The organism is Enterococcus sp. DIV0175 (genome assembly GCF_050529075.1).
Lineage (GTDB): Bacteria > Bacillota > Bacilli > Lactobacillales > Enterococcaceae > Enterococcus_B > Enterococcus_B thailandicus.
In genome coordinates this window covers 2,620,343-2,640,692 of record NZ_CP172880.1, presented here as the reverse complement: position 1 = coordinate 2,640,692, position 20,350 = coordinate 2,620,343, and the positions used below count along the sequence as shown (strand labels likewise).

The window sequence follows — 20,350 nt, the reverse complement described above, 5'->3', positions numbered from 1 at the left end:
ATGGGAGGAATTCTTATAGATACTTTAGATGTAAACATTAATATAAAGAAACGGGTAATACTATTTTTTGTGGTTTCAATTTTTATTTTTCTAATTCTATTCTTGTTTTACCAATATAGTGGAATTTTACAAACTGAAGAGTTAGTCTCAACCCCTCCTGTAAAAGGGCTAGAATATGTTGAGGCCATCTTTGTCAACAATCTACTAAATTACTTACAGTATTTATTTTTTCCAGTTGCTCCGGTATTAATTATTAAAGACGATATCCTTCTTTCTGTACCTATTGCGCAATCTGCAATCAATTTTGGGGTGATTCAAACATTAAAAAATTTATTTCCTCATGGATTTTTGGAGATACCAAATATTCTTTGTTTTCAATTTTTGTCTATAACCATGTTTTATCAATTATTTTTTAAAGGCTGGAAAACTTTAGTACCAACTTTTATGAAGCTTCGAAAAGTATATTTAGCTTCATTATTAGTTATTTTAATTGCTGCAATAGTAGAAGGGGTATTCTAATGATAGAAATAAAAAGCTTGAAAAAAAAATATACAAATAATCAAATTCTCAATGAGCTGAATTATACTTTAAAGGATGAAATTTACGTGCTATACGGAAAAAACGGAGTAGGAAAAACTACGTTAATGAATTTATTAACAGGGATAGAATCCCCAGATTCAGGAGAAATAAAAAACGAGTCAGGATTATCTTCCTTATATTTAGAAGCGGTAGGAATAGGAATGTCTGATATGTCAATCAGAGATAACATTAAATTGCTTTACTGGTTATATGGGGAGCGATGCACAGATGAAATTCTTGAATTGCTTTCAGAAACTTTATATAGTAAAGAACAGCTTGATACTGAGTATGCTTTAGCTTCTTTAGGAATGAAATTAAAGGTTGGTTTATCACTACTATATGCAGCCAAAGAGTGGGGATTGATCGTACTTGATGAAACATTATCTGGAATTGATCCACAATCTAAGAAAGTTATACTTGAGCAACTAAAAACTAAAAAATGTCCAGTAATTATAGTATCTCATAACTTTGATAATATAAATTCTTACAAAAAAATTGAGCTAACGAAAGAAGGAATAGTAAATCAATGAAAGACAATATATTTTTTAAAGTGATTATGTCAGTTTTCTACTCAATTGTATTGATGTTGATGTTAATAGAGCTAATTACGAAACCGATATTCAAACCTGTATTTGATATAGCTGTTCACGAAACGGGAATACCTGCTAGTAAATTGCTAATAATTTGTGGAATTGCAATCTTTTTGTTTGGTTTTGTTTTACTTTTTTTTCAAACTGGAATTTATTTTATGGGACTTAAACTTTTTAACACTTCAAAAGAGAATCTAACTAAAATCTTTCCTTCAGTGACGCTTTCGATGAGCATTGTTGGAGTGATATTTTTATTTGTTTCAATGTTTATTGACGTTACTAACTCACTAGTTTTATTGAGTACCCCAGCAATCGTTTTACTTTTAAATAGTATTATTTATTACATTCTTTCAAAAGATAGAAAAGGATTTTTAATCATATTGGTTATCTCAATGGTAATGTATGCTATGAATGGTTTAGTAAATAGAATATAAAAAAGAGGCTGTGAATATTCTGCATCCTTCAAAAAAGTTAGGTTTTAGTCTAACTTTTAGGGGCGTTGCATTCACAATCTCTTTTTTTATATTTTTATGGTTAATTTTTGAGAGAAAATTTGGTTTTCAATGGTTGTTTCTAAATCGTAGTTATCGTTTTCTTTAGTTATTTGATTTACATAAAGTAGTCCTAGTCCATGATTGTTTTTATCGCTTTTTGTAGTATATCGTTCTTTCTTTTTGTTCATTTCAGGGAAGGTTCCTTCAAAAGAGTTTTCAATAATAAAATTAGTGCTATTGATATCTTTATTGATAGATATCCAAAGTGATTTATCTTCAGTAGGTATCGTATTTTCAATCGCATTATCTAATAGAATAGATAAAATACGTACTAACATGACTAAGTCAACTGTTTGATCAAAAAATATTGGCTGATTGATTGAGAGAAAAACGGATAGGTTCCTTCTTTTTGCATACTCATATTTATAACTAACTAAGCTTTTTATTTCAATATTTTTAATTTTTGAAAGAGCTGTATTTTGTTTACTTATATTTAAAAGGAACTTTTCTGTAGGTGCCAGCACATGCTCATAAGTATCCTTAATTTGCGCCAGATCCTCATTAGCAATAGCTATTCTAAGTGTGTGGAGTATATTTAAATAATCATGCCGAAACATTGCTAAATCATCATTTAAACGCTCAATCTCGTTATTGTAGTCACTTAGATTTCTCAAAAGTAAGATATTCTGTTCGTTCTCTGTGTGATGTTTTCCAAATTGGATAAGTACCAAAAGTGTAAATAATCCAAGTGAAAAGAACAAGTACATTAGTCCCTTGTCATTCAAAAATAAATCTTGGATAAATTCTATTGGAGCATAACTTGTTGTCAATTCAGAAAACAATACGAGCAAGAATATATTTATAAGTATCATTGGGATAAGATACTTATTGGGTCGTAAATAATCTCGCATTGAAGCGACTTTGTCTGGCTTTGCTACCCTGATTATAAATATATTAAAGGTAAGAAAAATGATGTTTAAAACAGAGACTATTAGTTCTTCTTTTGAATAATTCCTAAAGATGATTGTGTTGATAGATTGTTCGGTAAAATTCAAAAAGGCCGAAATCAATACAGTAAATATACTTAAAAATATGACTAAAGTTTTCTTTTCCTGTTTTTTTAAATAAAAACCAATCAGAACTAAAATTGCAATAACAAAAATATACTGAAATTGAGGGAAAGAGGAGGAACCAATTACAAAAAGAAAAATAAAGATTAGTATAGCTGAAATTGCCTTATGTTTAAATTTAGTTTGAGAACTTCCTAACAGAAAAAAGTATAAAGAGGTAACAAAGTAACTGGATAAAAATGCCCCAATTAAGTAGAAAATAATCATTTTTTTATTTTAGGTTTTTCTACTTCATAAAACCATTGCCCCATAAATTTAGGTGATGTAATAGCAGTAACATCAATCGCTCCCTTTTCAGCTAACACAGCTGCATCCACTTTCTTTTCAATTTTTTCTTTGAAGTAAGATTTTAAACTTTTCATTTGTAAGCATCTCCTGTAATAAATTTTTTTAATGGAGGATAAATCATTAACGATTGTAATACTAATGTGTAAACAAGAAGATTTTGAATTTCATTAGGACAAAAGATGGAAATGATGAAAATGCCTAAATTTACACTGATCGCTTTAACTTTTGTATTCAAATTTTTTTCTTTTGTCGTTTTCATTTCTGCAGCGTTAAACTGTGGGGCATAAATAGCAGTTAGCAGTAAGACTACAATCCCTATTATTGCTAAAGCAAAATAAGAAATTTGGAAATTCATTTTTCCAATAAAATAGGGAATAACTACATAAAAAAGTGCATTTAAAACGGAGCAACCCAGTTTAGATTTTGAATGCCAACCTTTTGAATATTTGCGTGTTACTGTCATTAAAAAGCCTACAATAATGGTTTCTTTGAAAGTCTTAAATAAAGCAGCCAATATGATTATTTCGCAAAGCTTCTGTAACCCTACTAAATAGCATTCAATATAATATCGAGTGTAAATTGATCTTTCGTCGTTATCATCTACTGAAATAAGGAAAATTTTTTGTGCGATGTAGTTTACCATTAAAACTTAATCCCTCCATATAAAAAATATAATAACCCAAATTTTCCCCATTTTAAGATGATCGTCCTATTTGACCATTAAACACTCCTAACATCACAGTATTAACTGTGTGATCTCTTTATAATATTTTCTAGAAATAGGAATTTGGTTCCTACTTTTGGTTTTAATAAGTTTATTTTTACGATCGATATCAGTAATATTATTTATGTTAACAATATAAGAATGATGTACTCTTTTAAAACTTTGATGTAACGGTAATATCTCACTTAACGAACCATAAAACTCCTTATAGAAAGATATACCGTAGATAGCAATTTTGTGCATTCCGATACTTTCAAAATAGCATATAAGAGAAGGATCGAGTCTAAATATATTTGATTTGGTTTCTATTGAGATGAAATCAGAGGTATTAGTTAATGCTTTTGAGTTATTATATGCTGAAACACAGTTAGCAATCTCAGTTGTAAATGTCTCTAAATCATCATTTTTATTGATGAATGTATAAGCATTTACGAGATATTTGTATGATTTCAAGGCAAGTTCATAGTGACTTGAAACAAAAACGATTAGCCCATCTTTATCAATTTCTCTAATTTTTTTCGCACCATTAAAACCGCCTTCGATTTCTTTGTGTAGATCAATGTCAATGAAATACAGGTTCATTTCACTGTTTAAATATATTTTTTCATATATGCTTTCGATGTCTGAATGAAGATGAATTTGTTCATGAGGATCAAGTATCTTTTTTTCAAGAATTTGCTTTAAATAGATACCCTGAACAATATTGTCTTCTAAGATATATATAGCCAAATGATCACCCCTAAATTCATTATTATCATTAAAAACGTTTCATGCTTAATTATCGTACGTATTAAATATAAATAGTATATCATCTCATGGATTTTAATAGAACCCGTCTTTAACTGCTAGAGTCGTTGCGAATTCATTCGCTTACGAATATAGTATGGGACAGAGACTTTTAAGGCAATCGAGTACCATTCCATTCTATTTTTTCAAGGCACTTTCCAAGTTTTTGGAAGGATTATTTTTTATGAATGTTGCTTGTAATGAAAGTTATTCTGGAAAGTAAGTACTAATTAACTACCAAAATTCAAATTTAGTTTATCCCTTACCAAGTTAAGTCTTTTCATTTTATTTATTTAAAATTATACTTAGTAAAGTAATGAAAACGATGTCGGAAACCATGAAACTGCTACAAATCAGGGAATATCGAATCAAAATTCAATCATTTAATTAAAGTATGGATATAGATCAAAAAGATGAAATAACTATTTTTTCAGTTGGTTTACACATAAAAAATTTGTCACACCAATTTTTACGAGCTGATTATTTTTTGGAAAGGGGGCTCCGTATGTACTCATTAGTGAAACAATTTATAACAGAAAAAGATTTATATCGACAGGTGTTATTGTTGGAACAACTTCTTAATAATTCACAAGTTACAGTCAAAGAGTTAGCCGAAAAAATCGAAACGACGGAACGAACCGTTTTTTCAGATTTGAATTCCGTTCGTAGTTATTTACCTTCTGGTTGGGAAATAGCTACAGACAATAATGGCATCAAATTGATTAGTGAAATTACAGTTGCAACAAATGATATTTGGGAAGTCTTCTTGCCACACTCGATTACTCTTCAATTAGTCAAGGAGCTACTCTTTACAAAGGAATTAAATTTATCCGATTTTTTGTATAACACAGGAATCTCAATGGAAACACTCAAACGCCACACCACAAAGGTCAATCAGAAACTAAAAAATTATCATATTCGCATTCGTTTAAAAGGCGGAACAGCACAGCTAGTTGGAGAAGAAAGCTCAATTCGGATTTTTTATCATAGATTACTTTTGCCATTTACCCATAATAATTATTTTTTTGAAGACTATTTTATTCACGAAGATCATTATCAATACTTTTTAGCGAAAGATATCTCAACTAAACTGAAAGTTGAAACAGAACAGATATTTGGCATTTGCTGGTTCTTTATCAATACGATCAGAATCAAGGCGGGTTGCCAGATCAACCAATTTTCATTTAATCAGAAGGATCCACTGTTATGTTTATATGTCCCATCATTAAAAAAATTGTATAAAAAAGAAGGCATTTATCTTGAAGAATCAGAACTGTTTTTTGCTTTCTTCTGTTTTTTTGAAAGCTGGAATTATAACAATGAATTTGGTGAAGAAGTGAAGACTGTTTTAAATACTGACTATCCTAACTTACTTGAGAAAGCACAAGAAACGGTTCAAAAATTGGCTGAAAAACTCAATCTTCCCAAATTACACGAGACACACTTGAAGTGTAATTTATTGATCCTATTATTGAAATACGCTGAGTCACCCAGTCTTTCAGAGCAGTTTCAATTAGAGTATCAAGAACTGTTGATTCAACAAAATGAAGCATATCCCATCGTCCAAATGATAGGGGAAGAACTATTTCAAGAATTATTGAAAGTCGCATCGATTAAAGAGCAAGCATATTTTGTGAATATTTTTCTTTTGTTGTGCCAGCAAGCAATTTTCTCAATCAAAACACACACCATAACTATTTATCTTATTTTTCAAAGTGAACCTGCTTGGAAATTATTTTTACAACAAGAGTTGTCTGATTATTTAGGCAAACGGATTCGCATTGAACCAATTGAATTGACTCAATTAAATGAGCTCACGTATCAAGCCGGTGATTTGATTGTTTCAAATATCCCAATTGATAGTTCTCCGTTACCGGTTTTTTATCTTTCATTGATACCTACAAAAAATGAGCTCAGTCGGTTGACTGAACTCACGAATCATTCTTACATCTAGCCAGGTCTTCTCTTAGGAGACAGACTCATGGTTAGGTGCTTTTTTTTTGCTTAAAAAATTTTTACTGATTTTTTTCTCAAGCTCAACGATGAAAAACAGAGCCAATGCGTTGCCAAAAATCAATAATTGTTGGTTAAGGGATAAGCTAGTTGTGCCAATCAATTGTTGAGCAGCTGGTAAGAAAATCACGATTGCTTGAAGGATGAACAAGATGCCTAGTGAAATAAACAGGGCTTTGTTTTTCCAGATGCCTTGGTTGAGTGAAGGATCAAGTAATTCGCGACAATTAATCATGTAGACTGCTTGACCTAAAACGATGCTTTGTAACAAGACAGTTTGTTGTAATGCAGCGCCATCGAACTGAATGGATAAGAGGTAGGCAGGCACCATGATTAACAAGGATACGTAGAATATCCGAAAGACATTATACAGTGACAAGATGCCAGCATTTGTTTCTCTAGGAGGGCGCTTCATCACGTTTGGACTTGCTTTTTCAAATCCTAAAGCGTAGGAAAGTGTAATGGTCGTAGCCATATTGACCCACAAAATTTGAACAGTAGTTAGGGGAAGTGGACGGTTCAACAATAAAGCAACAATCACGATTAGCCCTTGTGCTAATGCGGTGGGTAAGAAGAAATTGATTGTTTTTTGCAAATTATCAAAGAGTCTGCGTCCTTCTTTGACTGCTTTAGCAATCGTATGGAAGTCATCATCAGCTAAAACCATGTCTGCGGCTTGTTTGCTGACCTCACTACCTTTGATTCCCATAGCGATTCCAACATCTGCTTTCTTTAGTGCTGGCGCATCATTGACACCATCACCAGTCATCCCAACAATTTCGTCATTTTTTTGTAAAGTTGTGACGATTCGTAACTTATGTTCAGGCGTTGTTCGAGCAAAAACATCAACTTTTTGGACTTGTTTAGCAAGTTCTTCATCTGATAACAAATCGATGTCGACACCTTCTAACACATTTTCTGTGTGCTTCAATCCAATTTGAATGCCAATGGCTTTAGCTGTTTCTTTGTGATCTCCTGTGATCATTTTGACTGAAATTCCAGCTTGCTGAGCTTCTTTGACGGCTTGGATCGCACTCTCTTTTGGAGGATCAATGATACCAGATAAACCAACGAAGTTCAGATTGGTTAAAAGCTCATGGGTTAATTCTGTAGGCTCTGTGAAGGTCTTGTAGGCGAAACCAAGAACTCGTTGGCCTTTTTCTGCTAATTGTGTAGATTGTTTTTCCCAATTTAATTTTTCTTGTTCAGTTAATTGTGATTTTTTCATCAAAACTTCTGGTGCGCCTTTGATAAAAACAAGAAATTGCTTGTCGATAGAATGTGCAGTGGCCATGTATTTGTAACTTGAGCTAAAAGGAATCTTGCCTAGAACTGGTTTTAAAGTTAACTCATCATTTTTGACGTAGTTTAGTAAGGCTAATTCTGTTGGGTTCCCTTTTAATTGCTCGATTGGTTGATCGTCTTTAGTCTTTAATTCTTGACAGTTGTTCATGATCTCTTTCATCATTTGTGGTTCATCAGTTAAGACGTCCATCACGGTCATTTCGTTTTTGGTCAATGTTCCTGTTTTATCGGAGCAAATGACAGTCATCGAACCTAGTGTTTCAATTGTTGGCATGCCTTTGATGATAGCATTTTCTTTTGCCATTTCTTTGACGCCCATTGAAAGGATCATTGTTAAGACAGCGGGTAATCCTTCTGGAATCATTGAAACAATCAGTGCAACTGAAGCAGAGAACATCAGATTCAATTCCAGTCCGTATCTTAAACTAGAGAAGAAAAGTAAGAATACGATCAGGGCCAAAATGCCTTGAAAAATGTATTTATTTAATTGGTGCATTTTTTTAATAAGAGGGGTTGTCTGCACTTGTACAGACTGAAGTGCCTTGTTGATTTTCCCAATCTCAGTTTGATTTCCAATTTCGACAACGATACCTTGGGCAGAGCCTGTTTGAACTAATGTGCCAGAAAATGCCATATTCACTTGATCTCCTGTTGGTGATGTTTCTTCAATCGTGGCACTTTGCTTTTCAACGGCTAAAGATTCCCCGGTCAAAATAGCTTCTTCAATGGTTAAATCGTGTGTGTCAATCAAACGTAGATCTGCCGGGACAACATCTCCTGCCTTTAGGATAACAATATCTCCTCGGACGAGTTGTTCCGCATCAATCGTTTCTTGAATACCAGCGCTAAGGACGACTGATTCTTGTCCCATCATATTTCTGAGCCCATCTAAAGAGTCTTCAGCTTTTCTTTCTTGCCAGTAACTAATCAACCCATTGATAACGACTACTAACAAAATAATACTCCCGCCAATGATATCTCCGGTGAAAAACTTGAGTAATGCGGCAATCATCAAGACAATCATCAATAAATCCGTAAAATGTTTCGCAAACTTTTGCCATGGTTTCAATTGTTCTTGCTTTTCAATTTTATTTAATCCATCAGTTTCTAAACGAGCTTGACGTTCCTGTTGTGTCAGTCCAGCTGTTTCAGCACGCGTTTTTTGCTTCACTTGTTCAGTTGAAAGTTTATACCATTTCATCTTGTTTCCTCCTGTAATTATTTACTTGATACCTTAAGTATATAGAGAAATTTTCTGATTTCTGGTCGATAATTTCAGGGGAGGGTGAAAAAGATGCGTCATCACTGGAAAAAGGATAACTAATTTGACAAGAAGACTACTTTGATGGTTTAATGGTTTAAAAATATGAACGGAGAATACGAGATGCCTGATTTTACGAATTTAAAACAAGAATTCTCAGAAGTGAGTGATTTTTTAATCGCTTTGGGTGATGAAAAACGCCAGGCAATTATCATTAGATTGCTAGAAGATCGTGCTTGCCAAGGTGTAAGAGTGAATGAGTTAACTGAAATAACGAATTTATCCCGTCCAGCAGTATCGCATCATTTAAAAATTTTAAAAGAGGCAAAAATTATTGATTATCGTAGTGAAGGAACGAAAAACTTCTATTATCTAACACACGAAACCGCTGAAATCAATAAACTACAAAAATTATTAGTTGACGTGAGCCAAATTATCGCAGAGGTTGATTAACGTGAAAAAAGTCTTGATTGTTGAAACAAATGTTACTCATTATCAGGGGACAACGGAGCCAACTGGATTGTGGTTAGGCGAAGCGGCTGAATTTGTGGCTGAAATGAAAAATGCTGGGATTGAAGTCGATTTTGTTAGCCCAAAAGGTGGATTTGTCCCGCTTGATCCACGCAGTATGAAATACATAGATGAATCAATTCTTGAAATTTATGAAGATCCTGATTTTATTCATAGCGGATTGACGGACACTTTGCGTCCAGACCAAGTGAATCCGGCTGACTATGCTGCGATTTATTATACTGGAGGACATGGTGTGATGTGGGATTTTCCGGATGATTTGTCAATTCAAAATCTTGCGTCTACTATTTATGATAACAATGGGTATCTGGTTTCTGTGTGTCATGGGGTAGCAGGACTATTGAATATTAAAGATAAAAGAGTGGTAACTATTTGATTGAAGGTAAAAATATTACTGGATTTACTACGACTGAAGAAATCATCGCAGGGAAAAAATCTGTTGTCCCATTTTTGAACCAAGTGGCGGTCGAAAAACGTGGCGGCCATTTCAAGAAGAAAAGATTTTATCGTGAATATGCAATCAAAGATGATCGAATGATAACAGGACAAAATCCGTTTTCTGTGCGAGCGGTTGCCAAATTATTGATTGCTGAATTAATTTAATTAACGAACTAGCTAACTAACTTTCTTACGTTGTTGGCTAGTTTTTTTTGTGCAGTAAGCTAATACCCTCTTGTCAAAAATATCACTAAGTTATTAACTTGTTCATATACATTATTAAAAAATATTAGTGGTTACATCTTGAATCGCCAATAAAAAAATTATTTAACAAGCAAAAATTCTTGCGTTTCTCAACAAATCGCTTTATTATTGACGAGTCAATGATTGACAAGTCAATGGTTGGTGTGAGGAGGAACAGATGTCTTTAGAAGAAATTAGTCATGTTTTATATCAAATTAAAGTAGCAGATCAAAAGATTATTCAAATTTTTGAAGAGAATATTGGATTGAGCTTGACGCGTTATGAATTATTAACGCTTTTAAGAGAAAAGAATCCTTGTTCACAAAATACGCTACAATCATTCTTACAAATCGATCAAGGAGCGGTAACCAGGCACCTAAAATTATTAGAAACAAAGGGTTACGTTACACGACAACGAAATCCTTTAAATAATCGTGAGGTAGTTGTTACCCTCACCGCTAAAGCAGAAGAGAAACTTTCAAACTGCGAAAGAGAGCACACGGATATGGCTAGCATTTTATCGCCGGCATTTGAACCAGAAGAAATGTCACAGCTATTAGTGTTGCTTAATAAATTAAATACGCAATTATCAGCAATCAAAACGAAAGAAGTGGAATAAAATGGAAAAAGCAAAAGATTTTTCAACAATTATGTATGGTAGAAAATCCGTCCGAGTGTACGATGAAACTTATAAAATCCCCCATGAAGAAATGTTAACCATGATTCAGAAAGCAACAACAGCTCCTTCTTCAGTGAACATGCAACCATGGCGTTTTGTTGTTGCAGAAAGTGACGAAGCAAAAGAAAAATTGCGTCCACTGATTCGTTTCAATACAAAACAAAATGATACATCTTCAGCTATGGTGATGATTTTTGGTGATCTAGAATGTTATGAATATGGTGAAGAAATTTACAATCAAGCATATGAAGCTGGCAAGATGCCAAAAGAAGTTCGTGATCATCAATTGGCAGCAATCATTCCTTACTACAAATCATTTTCTAAGTCAGAAATGAACGATATAGTCAAAGTTGATTCTAGTCTTGCTGCAATGCAATTCATGTTGGTCGCACGTGAACACGGGTACGAAACGAATCCAATTGGTGGATTTGAAGCAGACCAACTAGCAGAAGCTTTTGATTTGGAGAAAGAAAGATACGTACCAGTAATCATTTTATCCATCGGAAAAGCAGTAGAAGAAGGGTATGAGTCTGTTCGCTTAGCTGCTGACAAACTAACTACTTTCAAATAAATTCCCATTTTTTAAGTACTCAAGTCAAGATTTATTTATTTTATGATAAATAAAATAAATGCTTACGAGAATTTTTTGTCTGTGCTACGATAATCCTCGTGACAAAATGAAAGGAATGATTTGAGTGCCTACAAATAAAAAAGAAGGAATTATTTTTACTACGATGATGTGCTTTTCAATGGTTTTTGGAATGAGCATCTATAATTTATGGTTACATCAGGAGCTTTACTTGACAAAATTTATGATAGGGCTACTTCCAGGATTTATTGTTGCCTTCATATTAGATGTTTTTGTCATCGGTGTTTTAGCAAAAAAAATTGCATTTAAACTGCCACTGAATCCAGAAAAAAAAGTACCTATTATCTTAACAATTTCTTGTTTAATGGTCACTGGCATGGTTACTTGTATGTCACTTTTTGGTGTAATAATGGAACAAGGGATCTCGGATAATTTATTACCGGCGTATCTGAACGCTTGGAAAATGAATGTCATTGTAGCTTTACCTTTACAACTCCTTTTCGTAGGACCTTTTTCTCGAAAAGTATTGAACATCATCCAAACAAAATAAAAATAGAGTGTGTCATCTCAACAGGTGACACACTCTATTTTTATTCAAAGAAAGCTTGCATTTGATCTCTTACCTGTTGGCACCATAAAATTTCTTGTTGGCAAAGAAGAACTTTTCGTTTGATGACGACATAGCGTCCAAAGTCTTCTTTTTTTGTTGAGGTAAGGCCATCTAATTTGGCTTGGTTTTTTTGAAGTATTTTATTCAATTGTTGTTCACGTGTAAATAGCAAACCATTTGCTGTGTTTTTATCTAATGTAGAAAAGGCATAGATTTTTGCTAAAAATTCGTCTTTTTGTGTTGGTGAGGGTGTCTCTTCCTTAATCCATTCTTCAACGAGTAAACGTCCTTCATTCGTTAGCTCATAAATTTTTTTCTGTGAATGTTGCTCGTTATCTAAGATAGACAAGTAACCTTGTTGCTCGAGTTTCGCTAAAGTTGTGTAAATTTGACTATGGTGTGCCTCCCAGAAAATATTAATCAATTGTTTTAACTCATAGCCAGATCGTGGCTTTGTTAAAAGAACACACAATAGAATATAAGATAAAGTATTCACTGAGTAATACTCCTTTCTCCGTTTTTTTTTATTATATCATAAAAAATATACTCAAATTACATGTGCATATTGACATGTAATTTGAGTCATGTATGATGCTAGGTAGAGGGGAATGATAAATTTGGAGAATAAAATTGAACTGGAAGAACAAACTTCCGAGAAAAATTCAGCATTGGTTGTGGCTGCAACCTGTATGATTGCTTTTATGGGAGTAGGATTAGTTGATCCCATTTTAAAAACAATTGCTTTACAATTAAATGCGACGCCTGCAGAAACCACGCTTTTATTTACGAGTTATATGTTAGTAACAGGTGTAGTCATGTTATTTACGGGATTTTTATCTAGCAGAATTGGTTTGAAAAAAACATTGATGATGGGCTTGTTGATTATTGTGTTATTTGCCGGACTAGGTGGATTATCGAATAATATTGGTTTATTGATTGGCTTACGTGCTGGTTGGGGGATCGGTAATGCACTGTTTGTTTCAACAGCGTTAGCAACAATTGTTAGTATTTTGGTAGGAAACACAGAGAAAGCAATCATGATGTATGAAGCTGCGATTGGCTGCGGAATGGCAATTGGTCCGTTGTTAGGTGGCGTACTAGGAAGTGGATCATGGAGATACCCATTCTTTGGTGTCGCCTTTTTAATGTTGTGTGCTTTTGTTGCATTGGCTATTTTATTACCTGAAATTGAAAAACCGAAACGTAAGGTTCAATTTTTAGAAGGAGTGAAAGCTTTAGCTAATCATAAATTACGTTCAGTTGGTTTAATTGCATTACTATACAATTTTGGCTTTTTTACTTTGCTGGCATATGCGCCCTTTCTGTTAACTGGTTATACTGAGATGCAAGTGGGATTTGTCTTTTTTGGTTGGGGTGTGTTGTTGGCAATTTCTTCCATTTTTGTAGCACCATTTTTAGAAAGAAAGTATACAACGTACCGTACAATCATGACTGCTTTTGTTTTCTTTACATTTTGTTTGATCCTACTTGGTTTGGGAACATCAATTCCGATACTTGTACCAATCAGTATTGTGTTAGCAGGATTTTTCCAAGGAATCATCAATACATTGTTAACAACTATTGCGATGGAAATTCCAGGTTTGGAGAGAAATGTGGCTTCTTCTAGTTATAGTTTTGTCCGCTTTTTTGGGGGAGCTTTGGCACCATTCATTGCGGGGAAAATAGGAGAAATCTTTGATGAAAAATATTCGTTTTATTTTGCAGCAATTATTGTTTTGTTAAGTTTAGGATTTATTGTTTATCATCGACAATATTTTGTAACAGAAGAAGGAAATCAGAAATAAAAATAAAAAAGATTCTAGATGCTTCGTTATAAAGTTTCTAGGATTTTTTTTATTTTCTTGCTGCGCTGATCTGTACCTTGAATCAAAGTAAATAACGAAGCAATACCTAGATACATCCAGCTACGCAAATTGAGTATTCTTACTCAAATACTATAGCCAACTCGTTTGAGCCACTAGTAAAAAAGAATAATATCCGCTAAAATCAAAGGATAAAAGCTAGCGAGGATAGTATTTAAAAGAGAAGTGAGAGAAGATAATAGCAACCACATGCGCTAATTCATTAAAGGCAGAACAAATGCCAACTCTAAAAGGTTAAATAAAAATATAAGATGGAAATTAAATCTAATGTAAATATTTTTTCTCTTATTGAACCAGTAGCTAACAGGTAGCAATAAAAGAAATAAGATAGGAGTCATAGTTATCCTCCTAAATTAGTGTTATCTATTAATGTATCAGGTTTAGTGGGGAAATAGCGAGGAGTGAAGAAAAAATGTTTGAAGAAGATTTTCGTGAAGTGGGGCTAACGCTAGTTGAATTACCCATTGAATTGATTGATGGACGACCAGTGTATCGAGGCTATCTTAAAGAATTACCGACAATCAATGCACAAGGTGAGTCTAGAAAAGTCATGCAACAAAAATTAGCAACGATTTATCAAGCGTATCGTACAGAGATGCTTGAAGAATTGGAAGAAGAAAAAGAAAAGACGATGAACTTATCTGTTGATGAGTTGCTTCGATATTACGACGGAGAGACATTTGATGGTTTTTCAATTAATGAAGGAAGTTCTGAGACAGATTCAGAAAATCATTGGAGTTAATCAAATTAGGGAGTGAATAGCGTGGGGATGACTATAGTAATCTAAAAAAATTATCGTTTTTGGAGTTTTCTCTTCAGATTACTCTTTTTAAAAATTTAATGGAAGTTTTCTAGGTTAATCTATCTTTTTAGTAATAAAAATAACCGCACAGAAATTAGGTCAATGAGTTGATTTTTGTGCGGTTATTTTAGTTGAAGACGATTTTATAGTAGTGCATTTTTCACTGATAGGAGAGTGAAGTGATCTTTAGAAAATTCTTTTGTTTTCGGAGTTGATAAATGTAAATGACAAAATCGATCAAAAATATTTTTTTTGAACAATTCACTTGAATAGGGATAGTATAAGCTAATCAGTAAGACTTCAATATGACCAATATACTCCCACTCAAATATCAAAGATTCTATCTCTTTTTGTGTGATCAATGATTTTTCTGGTAGGCTAATCAAGTTAGAAATACTAAAGGCTATTTTGGATAAAGTGCAATCATGATACAACAATTTTTGTTGAATGGGTTGAATATCCCCATTATTTTTTACACATAAGTTTAGTTCTTCTACAATGGACATCAGTGAGGTTTTTGTGTATTCTCTATCTAAAAATTTTGCTAATTCTGTAAATTCTTCCATACTAACTCCCATCTTGTCAATAAGCGCTAGAACTAAATCAAATGATACATTTGTCTGCTCATTTTCTAACTTTGAAAGAAATGAAGAAGAGATTATAGTATTTGCTAATTCTGTTTGACTAATTCCTTTTCTAGTACGTATGAATTTTAATGCTTTCCCAACTAACATAGCTAGTCTCCCACGAAAAAAATAAATAGTTCATCTACGCTAGTATTTAATGATTTAGCTAATGAAAAGGCTAATTTCAAACTAGGGTCATATTTATCATTTTCAATTGCGATAATAGTTTGTCGAGTTACGTTTGTCATTTTTGCTAACTCGGATTGTGTCATTTTTTTAGCTTTCCGCAATTCCTTTACATTATTTTTCATCTTCAAAATACTTTCTGCTTTCCACTTTTAAATTAATAAAAATTATAATTAAAATTACAACTAAGATTGACCATAATTGATTATAAGAGGTTAAAAATGAAATGTTCAATAAATTCCCAATTAAATCTGCTATCAAAGAAATAATTATTAATCCGAGCGTCAGGAGCATTGATTTACTTAAAGCATTTTTTAATATCATCTTTCCTAGTTCATCTTTTTTCTTACCAATTTTAGAAAGTGTTGCACCAATAAGTAATGCAGTAGTGATTATTAAAATTACAGATAGTAGGTATACCATGTATTAATTCTCCTCTCAGTTTCCTTATAAAAATTAAAACATCCACTAGACAAAAAGTAAAGAACGTTTTACTTTTTTAGGCTTGAACATATTCACTTTTTCTTCAAATAGGAAAATTACATTCGTTAAGTTCAATTATGTATTACTATTTTGAATAGGAGGAAAATAATTATGAAAAGGAGTAGCAGGAGAAAATTATTTATTTTTTGCTTTGTGTTTGTTCTGTGTTTTTTAGTTGTAAATAAAGGTGAAACTTTTTTGAGTTTAATGAAATATCGTTATCAATCAAGTGATTTTATTTCGATCACATCTATTTCAGAGATTAGCAATACAAAACAGAATAGTATTATTTACTTAGGTCGAGAGACGTGTCCAACTTGTCGTGAATTTGTTTCACAAGTAAAAAAGGTAAATTCATCAGATAGACAAAAAATTTATTACATAGACACAAAAAAACAAAGTAATAATCCGCAATTTAAAAAATTCATAAAAAAAGAGAAGATAAGTACAGTTCCTACATTAATTTATATCAAGAGAAATAAGATTATTAAGATTTATAGTTATCCAGATTTAAATAAAAATAAACTAAAAAGTATACTTAAGGGAGATATTTATTTATGAAATCAATCATTGAGAAAATGCCAATTTTAAAAATTATGATTATTGCAGTCGTATCGGCGTTACTTTTGAATATTGGATTTACCACAGCTAGTGTATATGCTTCTGAAGTTAGCAGTAAAGAATAAGTTGAATTAACAAATTCTTTACTTAAAAGTATCACCTTTGATAAAAATACCAATAAACTATTTATGGATGAAGAGAAGTTAATAAATACAACTGAACTTACTTCTACAGAAGCGAGTAAATTAGCAACTGAATTTAATTCTCTATCTAGTGAGGAGCAAAAAGACTTGATGAAGGATTTTAGTAAAAACAATACCGCTCGTGTTGCTCCTATTATAATTTGGGCAGCGGGAGTACTAGGTGGTTGGCTAGCAACTAAATTATTAAACTGGGGAGCACATAAATTCTGTAGTTCATATAAAAACTATAATTCTATTACAAAATATGTTTGTGAGGTTATTGATTAATTTAAAAAATATTATTTTGAGTAACTCAATTATTATTTTTGTTTTTAAGTAATGAATAAATAAAATGTTGGAAGCAACTATTATTACTGAAAGAAAAAAGCTAGTATATTGAAAAATCTACTAGCTTTTTTTATGTTCAAATTCAATATTATTTTGTTCAGCTTTTTTAAATTGAACAGGGGGTAACAGCTTAATCCTTAAATTAATAGTGTAATGAAAATCTAACGTTCAGAGATTAGGTTGGAGGTTTAATTTCTAAAGAGTGGCTCATCAGTTACACACTCCCTAAATTAATGAAATGTGTGTTTCAAATGATCTTTATTCAATTGATATTTGTAAGTTAAATGGAAAAAACCTGCAATTAAAAGTGTGAATGTATATGGTAGCGAATAATTAAAAAATGATACGTAATTAATCGCTGCTAATAAACTCAAGGCTAACATATAGCTTACATAAAGCCGGATTAGTAATCCTTTTGGGCCGATTTTTTCAAAATACTTTGTCCATTTTTCTCGCTGCATGCCTTGACTTCTTTTTTTTATCTGAAAGAAAAGTGTTAGTAAAGCTACACCAAAAAAAGCGGCAATGTTTAGGGAAAATAAATAGACTAAAAAGACGGTTAAAATTTCAAACATGAGAATACCTTTCTATTAGTTGAATCATTAAAAAATAATTTAACTTTTTTGCATAACTTATAGTGAGAGGAAACAACATATGATAACAAATGTTTCTTGTGAAACAAATTAGCTGTTACTCACGGACTTGGCCTTCGCCATAAATGATATATTTTGTTGTAGTTAGTTCATTAAGTCCCATTGGTCCTCTTGCGTGTAATTTTTGCGTGGAGATACCAATCTCAGCACCAAATCCAAAAACAGCACCATCAGTAAATCGGGTAGACGCATTAACATAGACTGCTGCGGCATCTACTTGATTTAAAAACATTTGACTAGCAGCATAGCTGTCTGTAACGATTGCTTCCGAATGTTTTGTGTTGTGGCGGTTGATATGGGTGATGGCTTCGTCGATTGAGTCGACGATTTTTACTGCTAAAACATAATCAAGATATTCTGTATCCCAATCTTCGTCTGTTGCTAAAGATGCCGTTTCTAAATATTCTAGAGAGCGTTGATCTGCGCGTAATACAACGCCACTGTCGACCAATGCTTTTTCAATTACTGGCAAGAAAAAAGGAGCGACTTCTGCATGAATCAATAACGTTTCAGCAGCATTACAAACAGAAGGACGAGAAGCTTTTGCATTGACGATAATTTTTTTTGCCATTTCTAATTGTGCGTCTTTATCAATATAAATATGATTGTTTCCTGTACCAGTTTCGATAATTGGAACAGTTGCATGAGCTTTGACTCGTTGGATTAAACTTGCTCCCCCACGAGGAATTAAAACATCTAAATAATCAGTCAGTTTCATCAGTTGATCAGCAACCTCGTGAGAAGTGTCTGTCACAAATTGAATTGCGTAAGGAGAATGTCCATTGTCCACCAAAACTTGTTGTAGGATTTCTACCAGTTTTTGATTGGAAACAAAGGCTTCTTTTCCACCACGTAAGATAACTGCATTTCCAGATTTGAAAGCTAAGCTGGCAGCATCTGTTGTGACATTTGGTCGTGATTCATAAATAATTCCAATAACACCAAGAGGCACGCGTTTTTTTCCAATCAGCAAGCCGTCCTCATTTTTCCACATATGATCAACTTTTCCGATTGGATCGTCCAGTTGGGCAACCTTTCTCATTTCCTCTGCCATTGAATGAATTCGTTCAGATGTGAGTCTTAATCGGTCTTGCATCGTCTCGCTAATTTTATTTTGTGTTGCATGAGTCAAGTCTTCTTTGTTTGCTTCGAGAATAGCCACTTGATTTTCTTCAATCGCATCCGCCATTTTAAGTAACAAGTCATTTTTATCCGTTGTACTCATTAAAGCTAAAGTAGTAGCACTGCTTTTAGCATTTTCTCCGAGCTGTCTTAAATCGATCATCATAAATCCTCCTTTGTTTTTATAAAAGTGGGTCGAGTTCTCTCATCAAAAGGTCTTTTAGTTGTGCTTGAAAAAAGTACCGATTTCTTTACCGGCTAAAATATCAAAAATGATTGCTGGATTTTTCCCGTTTGCAAGGACCATAGAGCGGTTTGCATCAAAAATCCGTTTTGCAGCTTGTAATTTGCTGTGCATACCACCTGTTCCAAATGTACTTCCCGCACCACCAGCTTTTGCCATTAAATCGTCATTGATTTCTGTGACCAATGAGTACAGTTCAGCTTGAGCGTTAGTTGAGGGATTGTCAGAATAAAAGCCATCAATATCAGATAAGACAATCAATAAATCCGCCGTAACTAACTGAGTTACGATTGCAGAAAGTTGGTCATTGTCTCCAAATTTTGTCGAATGATCTAACTCATCGACTGCAACGGTGTCATTTTCATTTACAATGGGGATTGCACCAAGAGCGAGAAGCTGCTCTAAAGTATTGGTTACGTTTTTTCTGCTTTCTGGAAAATCGATTACGTCACGTGTTACTAAAACTTGTGCAGTTTGCTGACCGTAAGTTGCAAACCGTTGATTATAAATATTTATCAACTCACCTTGACCAATCGCGGCGATTGCTTGTTGTTCAGGAATCGTTTGTGGTCTTTGATTCAGATTCATTTTTGTCATTCCGACCCCGACAGCACCGGAGGAAACCAAAATAATTTCTTTTCCGCGATTACGTAAATCGGTTAAAACAAAAGCAAGTTGATCAATCGCAGCGAGATTTACTTTTCCATTCGGATAAATCAATGTGCTTGTTCCTACCTTGATGATAATTCGTTTTGCTTGAGTTAGTTCTTTGCGCATGAGACACCTCTAATAATTATTTGAATAAATTTTGTATGTAATTTTTTTCTATTCTACTTGTTTTAGTGTCTAAAGTCATGTTTAAAAGAAGAAGTTTTTTTCAATTAAGAAGAAAAAAAGGTCTATCTTTGAAAACTTTTCTACAGGATAACAGAATTTCTTGAAGATTTTGCAAAGAAAGGCCTTTGGTAGTGTGAATATGGTAAAATAAAACATAGTTTAT

The 20,350-nt window shown here is 33.0% G+C and carries 25 protein-coding genes and 1 pseudogene; 14 read left to right on the top strand and 12 right to left on the bottom strand.

Annotated elements, in window-relative coordinates; translation table 11 throughout:
• Genes IGJ76_RS12530 through IGJ76_RS12520 form a run of 3 tightly spaced genes read left to right on the top strand, consistent with a single transcriptional unit; the run spans position 1 to position 1,603 of the window.
• Positions 1-519 carry a hypothetical protein gene (locus IGJ76_RS12530; protein WP_143353554.1) on the top strand — a complete coding sequence of 173 codons (519 nt, stop codon included), beginning with the start codon at positions 1-3 and terminating at the stop codon, positions 517-519.
• On the top strand, positions 519-1,109 hold the full coding sequence (locus IGJ76_RS12525; protein WP_071869002.1) for an ATP-binding cassette domain-containing protein: 591 nt from the start codon (positions 519-521) through the stop codon (positions 1,107-1,109). The genes IGJ76_RS12530 and IGJ76_RS12525 overlap by 1 nt, the downstream gene beginning before the upstream one ends.
• Positions 1,106-1,603 carry a hypothetical protein gene (locus IGJ76_RS12520; protein ID WP_067484544.1) on the top strand — a complete coding sequence of 166 codons (498 nt, stop codon included), beginning with the start codon at positions 1,106-1,108 and terminating at the stop codon, positions 1,601-1,603. The genes IGJ76_RS12525 and IGJ76_RS12520 overlap by 4 nt, the downstream gene beginning before the upstream one ends.
• 86 nt (positions 1,604-1,689) lie before the next feature.
• Here the strand turns inward: IGJ76_RS12520 and IGJ76_RS12515 are convergent, their stop codons facing one another.
• From IGJ76_RS12515 to IGJ76_RS12500, 4 genes are all read right to left on the bottom strand, one after another.
• Complete coding sequence (locus IGJ76_RS12515) at positions 1,690-3,000, bottom strand: GHKL domain-containing protein (protein WP_231885453.1); 1,311 nt, start codon at positions 2,998-3,000, stop codon at positions 1,690-1,692.
• On the bottom strand, positions 2,997-3,155 hold the full coding sequence (locus IGJ76_RS12510) for a hypothetical protein (protein ID WP_157495874.1): 159 nt from the start codon (positions 3,153-3,155) through the stop codon (positions 2,997-2,999). The genes IGJ76_RS12515 and IGJ76_RS12510 overlap by 4 nt, the downstream gene beginning before the upstream one ends.
• Positions 3,152-3,724 carry an accessory gene regulator B family protein gene (locus IGJ76_RS12505; RefSeq protein WP_075491462.1) on the bottom strand — a complete coding sequence of 191 codons (573 nt, stop codon included), beginning with the start codon at positions 3,722-3,724 and terminating at the stop codon, positions 3,152-3,154. Before IGJ76_RS12505 ends, IGJ76_RS12510 begins: the two co-directional genes overlap by 4 nt.
• A gap of 93 nt (positions 3,725-3,817) precedes the next feature.
• Positions 3,818-4,534, bottom strand: coding sequence for a LytR/AlgR family response regulator transcription factor (locus IGJ76_RS12500; RefSeq protein ID WP_218657998.1), 717 nt, complete (start codon positions 4,532-4,534; stop codon positions 3,818-3,820).
• A 562-nt stretch (positions 4,535-5,096) separates the two neighbouring features.
• Here IGJ76_RS12500 and IGJ76_RS12495 point away from each other — a divergent pair.
• Positions 5,097-6,545 (top strand): helix-turn-helix domain-containing protein, encoded by a 1,449-nt coding sequence (locus IGJ76_RS12495; RefSeq protein WP_067484550.1) that lies wholly within the window; start codon positions 5,097-5,099, stop codon positions 6,543-6,545.
• A gap of 12 nt (positions 6,546-6,557) precedes the next feature.
• Here IGJ76_RS12495 and IGJ76_RS12490 read toward each other — a convergent pair whose 3' ends face one another.
• Positions 6,558-9,110, bottom strand: coding sequence for an HAD-IC family P-type ATPase (locus IGJ76_RS12490; RefSeq protein WP_067484552.1), 2,553 nt, complete (start codon positions 9,108-9,110; stop codon positions 6,558-6,560).
• Positions 9,111-9,293: 183 nt separating this feature from the next.
• On the opposite strand from IGJ76_RS12490, the gene IGJ76_RS12485 reads away from it, so the two are divergent.
• From IGJ76_RS12485 to IGJ76_RS12465, 5 genes and pseudogenes are all read left to right on the top strand, one after another.
• Complete coding sequence (locus IGJ76_RS12485) at positions 9,294-9,623, top strand: ArsR/SmtB family transcription factor (RefSeq protein ID WP_071869005.1); 330 nt, start codon at positions 9,294-9,296, stop codon at positions 9,621-9,623.
• Position 9,624: 1 nt separating this feature from the next.
• Positions 9,625-10,304: pseudogene (locus IGJ76_RS12480) on the top strand (type 1 glutamine amidotransferase domain-containing protein).
• Between the two features lie 256 nt (positions 10,305-10,560).
• Positions 10,561-11,001 (top strand): MarR family winged helix-turn-helix transcriptional regulator, encoded by a 441-nt coding sequence (locus IGJ76_RS12475; protein WP_067484562.1) that lies wholly within the window; start codon positions 10,561-10,563, stop codon positions 10,999-11,001.
• A 1-nt stretch (position 11,002) separates the two neighbouring features.
• Positions 11,003-11,632 (top strand): nitroreductase family protein, encoded by a 630-nt coding sequence (locus IGJ76_RS12470; protein WP_067484565.1) that lies wholly within the window; start codon positions 11,003-11,005, stop codon positions 11,630-11,632.
• A gap of 124 nt (positions 11,633-11,756) precedes the next feature.
• Positions 11,757-12,200, top strand: a complete 444-nt coding sequence (locus tag IGJ76_RS12465) for a DUF2798 domain-containing protein (protein WP_067484568.1) — start codon at positions 11,757-11,759, stop codon at positions 12,198-12,200.
• A 40-nt stretch (positions 12,201-12,240) separates the two neighbouring features.
• On the opposite strand, the gene IGJ76_RS12460 is transcribed toward IGJ76_RS12465, so the two are convergent.
• On the bottom strand, positions 12,241-12,756 hold the full coding sequence (locus tag IGJ76_RS12460; protein ID WP_071869008.1) for a PadR family transcriptional regulator: 516 nt from the start codon (positions 12,754-12,756) through the stop codon (positions 12,241-12,243).
• A gap of 112 nt (positions 12,757-12,868) precedes the next feature.
• Here IGJ76_RS12460 and IGJ76_RS12455 point away from each other — a divergent pair, with 112 nt between their 5' ends.
• Complete coding sequence (locus IGJ76_RS12455) at positions 12,869-14,065, top strand: MFS transporter (protein ID WP_067484573.1); 1,197 nt, start codon at positions 12,869-12,871, stop codon at positions 14,063-14,065.
• 490 nt (positions 14,066-14,555) lie between these two features.
• Entirely contained in the window at positions 14,556-14,885 is a 330-nt protein-coding gene (locus tag IGJ76_RS12450; RefSeq protein WP_067484575.1) for a hypothetical protein, read from the top strand.
• A 203-nt stretch (positions 14,886-15,088) separates the two neighbouring features.
• Here IGJ76_RS12450 and IGJ76_RS12445 read toward each other — a convergent pair whose 3' ends face one another.
• Genes IGJ76_RS12445 through IGJ76_RS12435 form a run of 3 tightly spaced genes read right to left on the bottom strand, consistent with a single transcriptional unit; the run spans position 15,089 to position 16,180 of the window.
• Positions 15,089-15,679, bottom strand: coding sequence for a helix-turn-helix domain-containing protein (locus IGJ76_RS12445; protein ID WP_075491465.1), 591 nt, complete (start codon positions 15,677-15,679; stop codon positions 15,089-15,091).
• A 2-nt stretch (positions 15,680-15,681) separates the two neighbouring features.
• Entirely contained in the window at positions 15,682-15,882 is a 201-nt protein-coding gene (locus IGJ76_RS12440; protein WP_075491466.1) for a helix-turn-helix transcriptional regulator, read from the bottom strand.
• A complete protein-coding gene (locus IGJ76_RS12435) occupies positions 15,872-16,180 on the bottom strand; it encodes a hypothetical protein (RefSeq protein ID WP_075491467.1) in 309 nt (102 codons plus the stop codon). The genes IGJ76_RS12440 and IGJ76_RS12435 overlap by 11 nt, the downstream gene beginning before the upstream one ends.
• A 171-nt stretch (positions 16,181-16,351) precedes the next feature.
• Here IGJ76_RS12435 and IGJ76_RS12430 point away from each other — a divergent pair, with 171 nt between their 5' ends.
• From IGJ76_RS12430 to IGJ76_RS12420, 3 genes are all read left to right on the top strand, one after another.
• A complete protein-coding gene (locus IGJ76_RS12430) occupies positions 16,352-16,801 on the top strand; it encodes a hypothetical protein (RefSeq protein ID WP_086270516.1) in 450 nt (149 codons plus the stop codon).
• Complete coding sequence (locus IGJ76_RS12425) at positions 16,798-16,926, top strand: hypothetical protein (RefSeq protein WP_256924719.1); 129 nt, start codon at positions 16,798-16,800, stop codon at positions 16,924-16,926. The genes IGJ76_RS12430 and IGJ76_RS12425 overlap by 4 nt, the downstream gene beginning before the upstream one ends.
• Before the next feature lie 63 nt (positions 16,927-16,989).
• On the top strand, positions 16,990-17,271 hold the full coding sequence (locus tag IGJ76_RS12420; RefSeq protein WP_086270515.1) for a hypothetical protein: 282 nt from the start codon (positions 16,990-16,992) through the stop codon (positions 17,269-17,271).
• Positions 17,272-17,561: 290 nt separating this feature from the next.
• Here IGJ76_RS12420 and IGJ76_RS12415 read toward each other — a convergent pair whose 3' ends face one another.
• The 3 genes from IGJ76_RS12415 to proB form a co-directional block, all read right to left on the bottom strand.
• Complete coding sequence (locus tag IGJ76_RS12415; RefSeq protein ID WP_067484577.1) at positions 17,562-17,906, bottom strand: hypothetical protein; 345 nt, start codon at positions 17,904-17,906, stop codon at positions 17,562-17,564.
• A gap of 115 nt (positions 17,907-18,021) precedes the next feature.
• Positions 18,022-19,269 (bottom strand): glutamate-5-semialdehyde dehydrogenase, encoded by a 1,248-nt coding sequence (locus IGJ76_RS12410; protein WP_086270514.1) that lies wholly within the window; start codon positions 19,267-19,269, stop codon positions 18,022-18,024.
• A 57-nt stretch (positions 19,270-19,326) separates the two neighbouring features.
• Entirely contained in the window at positions 19,327-20,127 is an 801-nt protein-coding gene (gene proB / locus IGJ76_RS12405) for a glutamate 5-kinase (RefSeq protein ID WP_067484580.1), read from the bottom strand.
• Positions 20,128-20,350 lie beyond the last annotated feature (223 nt).

What these genes read in the sequence shown, in the direction of transcription:
- IGJ76_RS12530 (WP_143353554.1), top strand. Translation starts at nt 1, where the DNA reads ATGGGAGGAATTCTTATAGATACTTTAGATGTAAACATTAATATAAAG.
- IGJ76_RS12525 (WP_071869002.1), top strand. Translation starts at nt 519, where the DNA reads ATGATAGAAATAAAAAGCTTGAAAAAAAAATATACAAATAATCAAATT.
- IGJ76_RS12520 (WP_067484544.1), top strand. Translation starts at nt 1,106, where the DNA reads ATGAAAGACAATATATTTTTTAAAGTGATTATGTCAGTTTTCTACTCA.
- IGJ76_RS12515 (WP_231885453.1), bottom strand. Translation starts at nt 3,000, where the DNA reads ATGATTATTTTCTACTTAATTGGGGCATTTTTATCCAGTTACTTTGTT.
- IGJ76_RS12510 (WP_157495874.1), bottom strand. Translation starts at nt 3,155, where the DNA reads ATGAAAAGTTTAAAATCTTACTTCAAAGAAAAAATTGAAAAGAAAGTG.
- IGJ76_RS12505 (WP_075491462.1), bottom strand. Translation starts at nt 3,724, where the DNA reads ATGGTAAACTACATCGCACAAAAAATTTTCCTTATTTCAGTAGATGAT.
- IGJ76_RS12495 (WP_067484550.1), top strand. Translation starts at nt 5,097, where the DNA reads ATGTACTCATTAGTGAAACAATTTATAACAGAAAAAGATTTATATCGA.
- IGJ76_RS12490 (WP_067484552.1), bottom strand. Translation starts at nt 9,110, where the DNA reads ATGAAATGGTATAAACTTTCAACTGAACAAGTGAAGCAAAAAACGCGT.
- IGJ76_RS12485 (WP_071869005.1), top strand. Translation starts at nt 9,294, where the DNA reads ATGCCTGATTTTACGAATTTAAAACAAGAATTCTCAGAAGTGAGTGAT.
- IGJ76_RS12475 (WP_067484562.1), top strand. Translation starts at nt 10,561, where the DNA reads ATGTCTTTAGAAGAAATTAGTCATGTTTTATATCAAATTAAAGTAGCA.
- IGJ76_RS12470 (WP_067484565.1), top strand. Translation starts at nt 11,003, where the DNA reads ATGGAAAAAGCAAAAGATTTTTCAACAATTATGTATGGTAGAAAATCC.
- IGJ76_RS12455 (WP_067484573.1), top strand. Translation starts at nt 12,869, where the DNA reads ATGATAAATTTGGAGAATAAAATTGAACTGGAAGAACAAACTTCCGAG.
- IGJ76_RS12450 (WP_067484575.1), top strand. Translation starts at nt 14,556, where the DNA reads ATGTTTGAAGAAGATTTTCGTGAAGTGGGGCTAACGCTAGTTGAATTA.
- IGJ76_RS12445 (WP_075491465.1), bottom strand. Translation starts at nt 15,679, where the DNA reads ATGTTAGTTGGGAAAGCATTAAAATTCATACGTACTAGAAAAGGAATT.
- IGJ76_RS12440 (WP_075491466.1), bottom strand. Translation starts at nt 15,882, where the DNA reads ATGAAAAATAATGTAAAGGAATTGCGGAAAGCTAAAAAAATGACACAA.
- IGJ76_RS12435 (WP_075491467.1), bottom strand. Translation starts at nt 16,180, where the DNA reads ATGGTATACCTACTATCTGTAATTTTAATAATCACTACTGCATTACTT.
- IGJ76_RS12430 (WP_086270516.1), top strand. Translation starts at nt 16,352, where the DNA reads ATGAAAAGGAGTAGCAGGAGAAAATTATTTATTTTTTGCTTTGTGTTT.
- IGJ76_RS12425 (WP_256924719.1), top strand. Translation starts at nt 16,798, where the DNA reads ATGAAATCAATCATTGAGAAAATGCCAATTTTAAAAATTATGATTATT.
- IGJ76_RS12420 (WP_086270515.1), top strand. Translation starts at nt 16,990, where the DNA reads ATGGATGAAGAGAAGTTAATAAATACAACTGAACTTACTTCTACAGAA.
- IGJ76_RS12415 (WP_067484577.1), bottom strand. Translation starts at nt 17,906, where the DNA reads ATGTTTGAAATTTTAACCGTCTTTTTAGTCTATTTATTTTCCCTAAAC.
- IGJ76_RS12410 (WP_086270514.1), bottom strand. Translation starts at nt 19,269, where the DNA reads ATGATCGATTTAAGACAGCTCGGAGAAAATGCTAAAAGCAGTGCTACT.
- proB (WP_067484580.1), bottom strand. Translation starts at nt 20,127, where the DNA reads ATGCGCAAAGAACTAACTCAAGCAAAACGAATTATCATCAAGGTAGGA.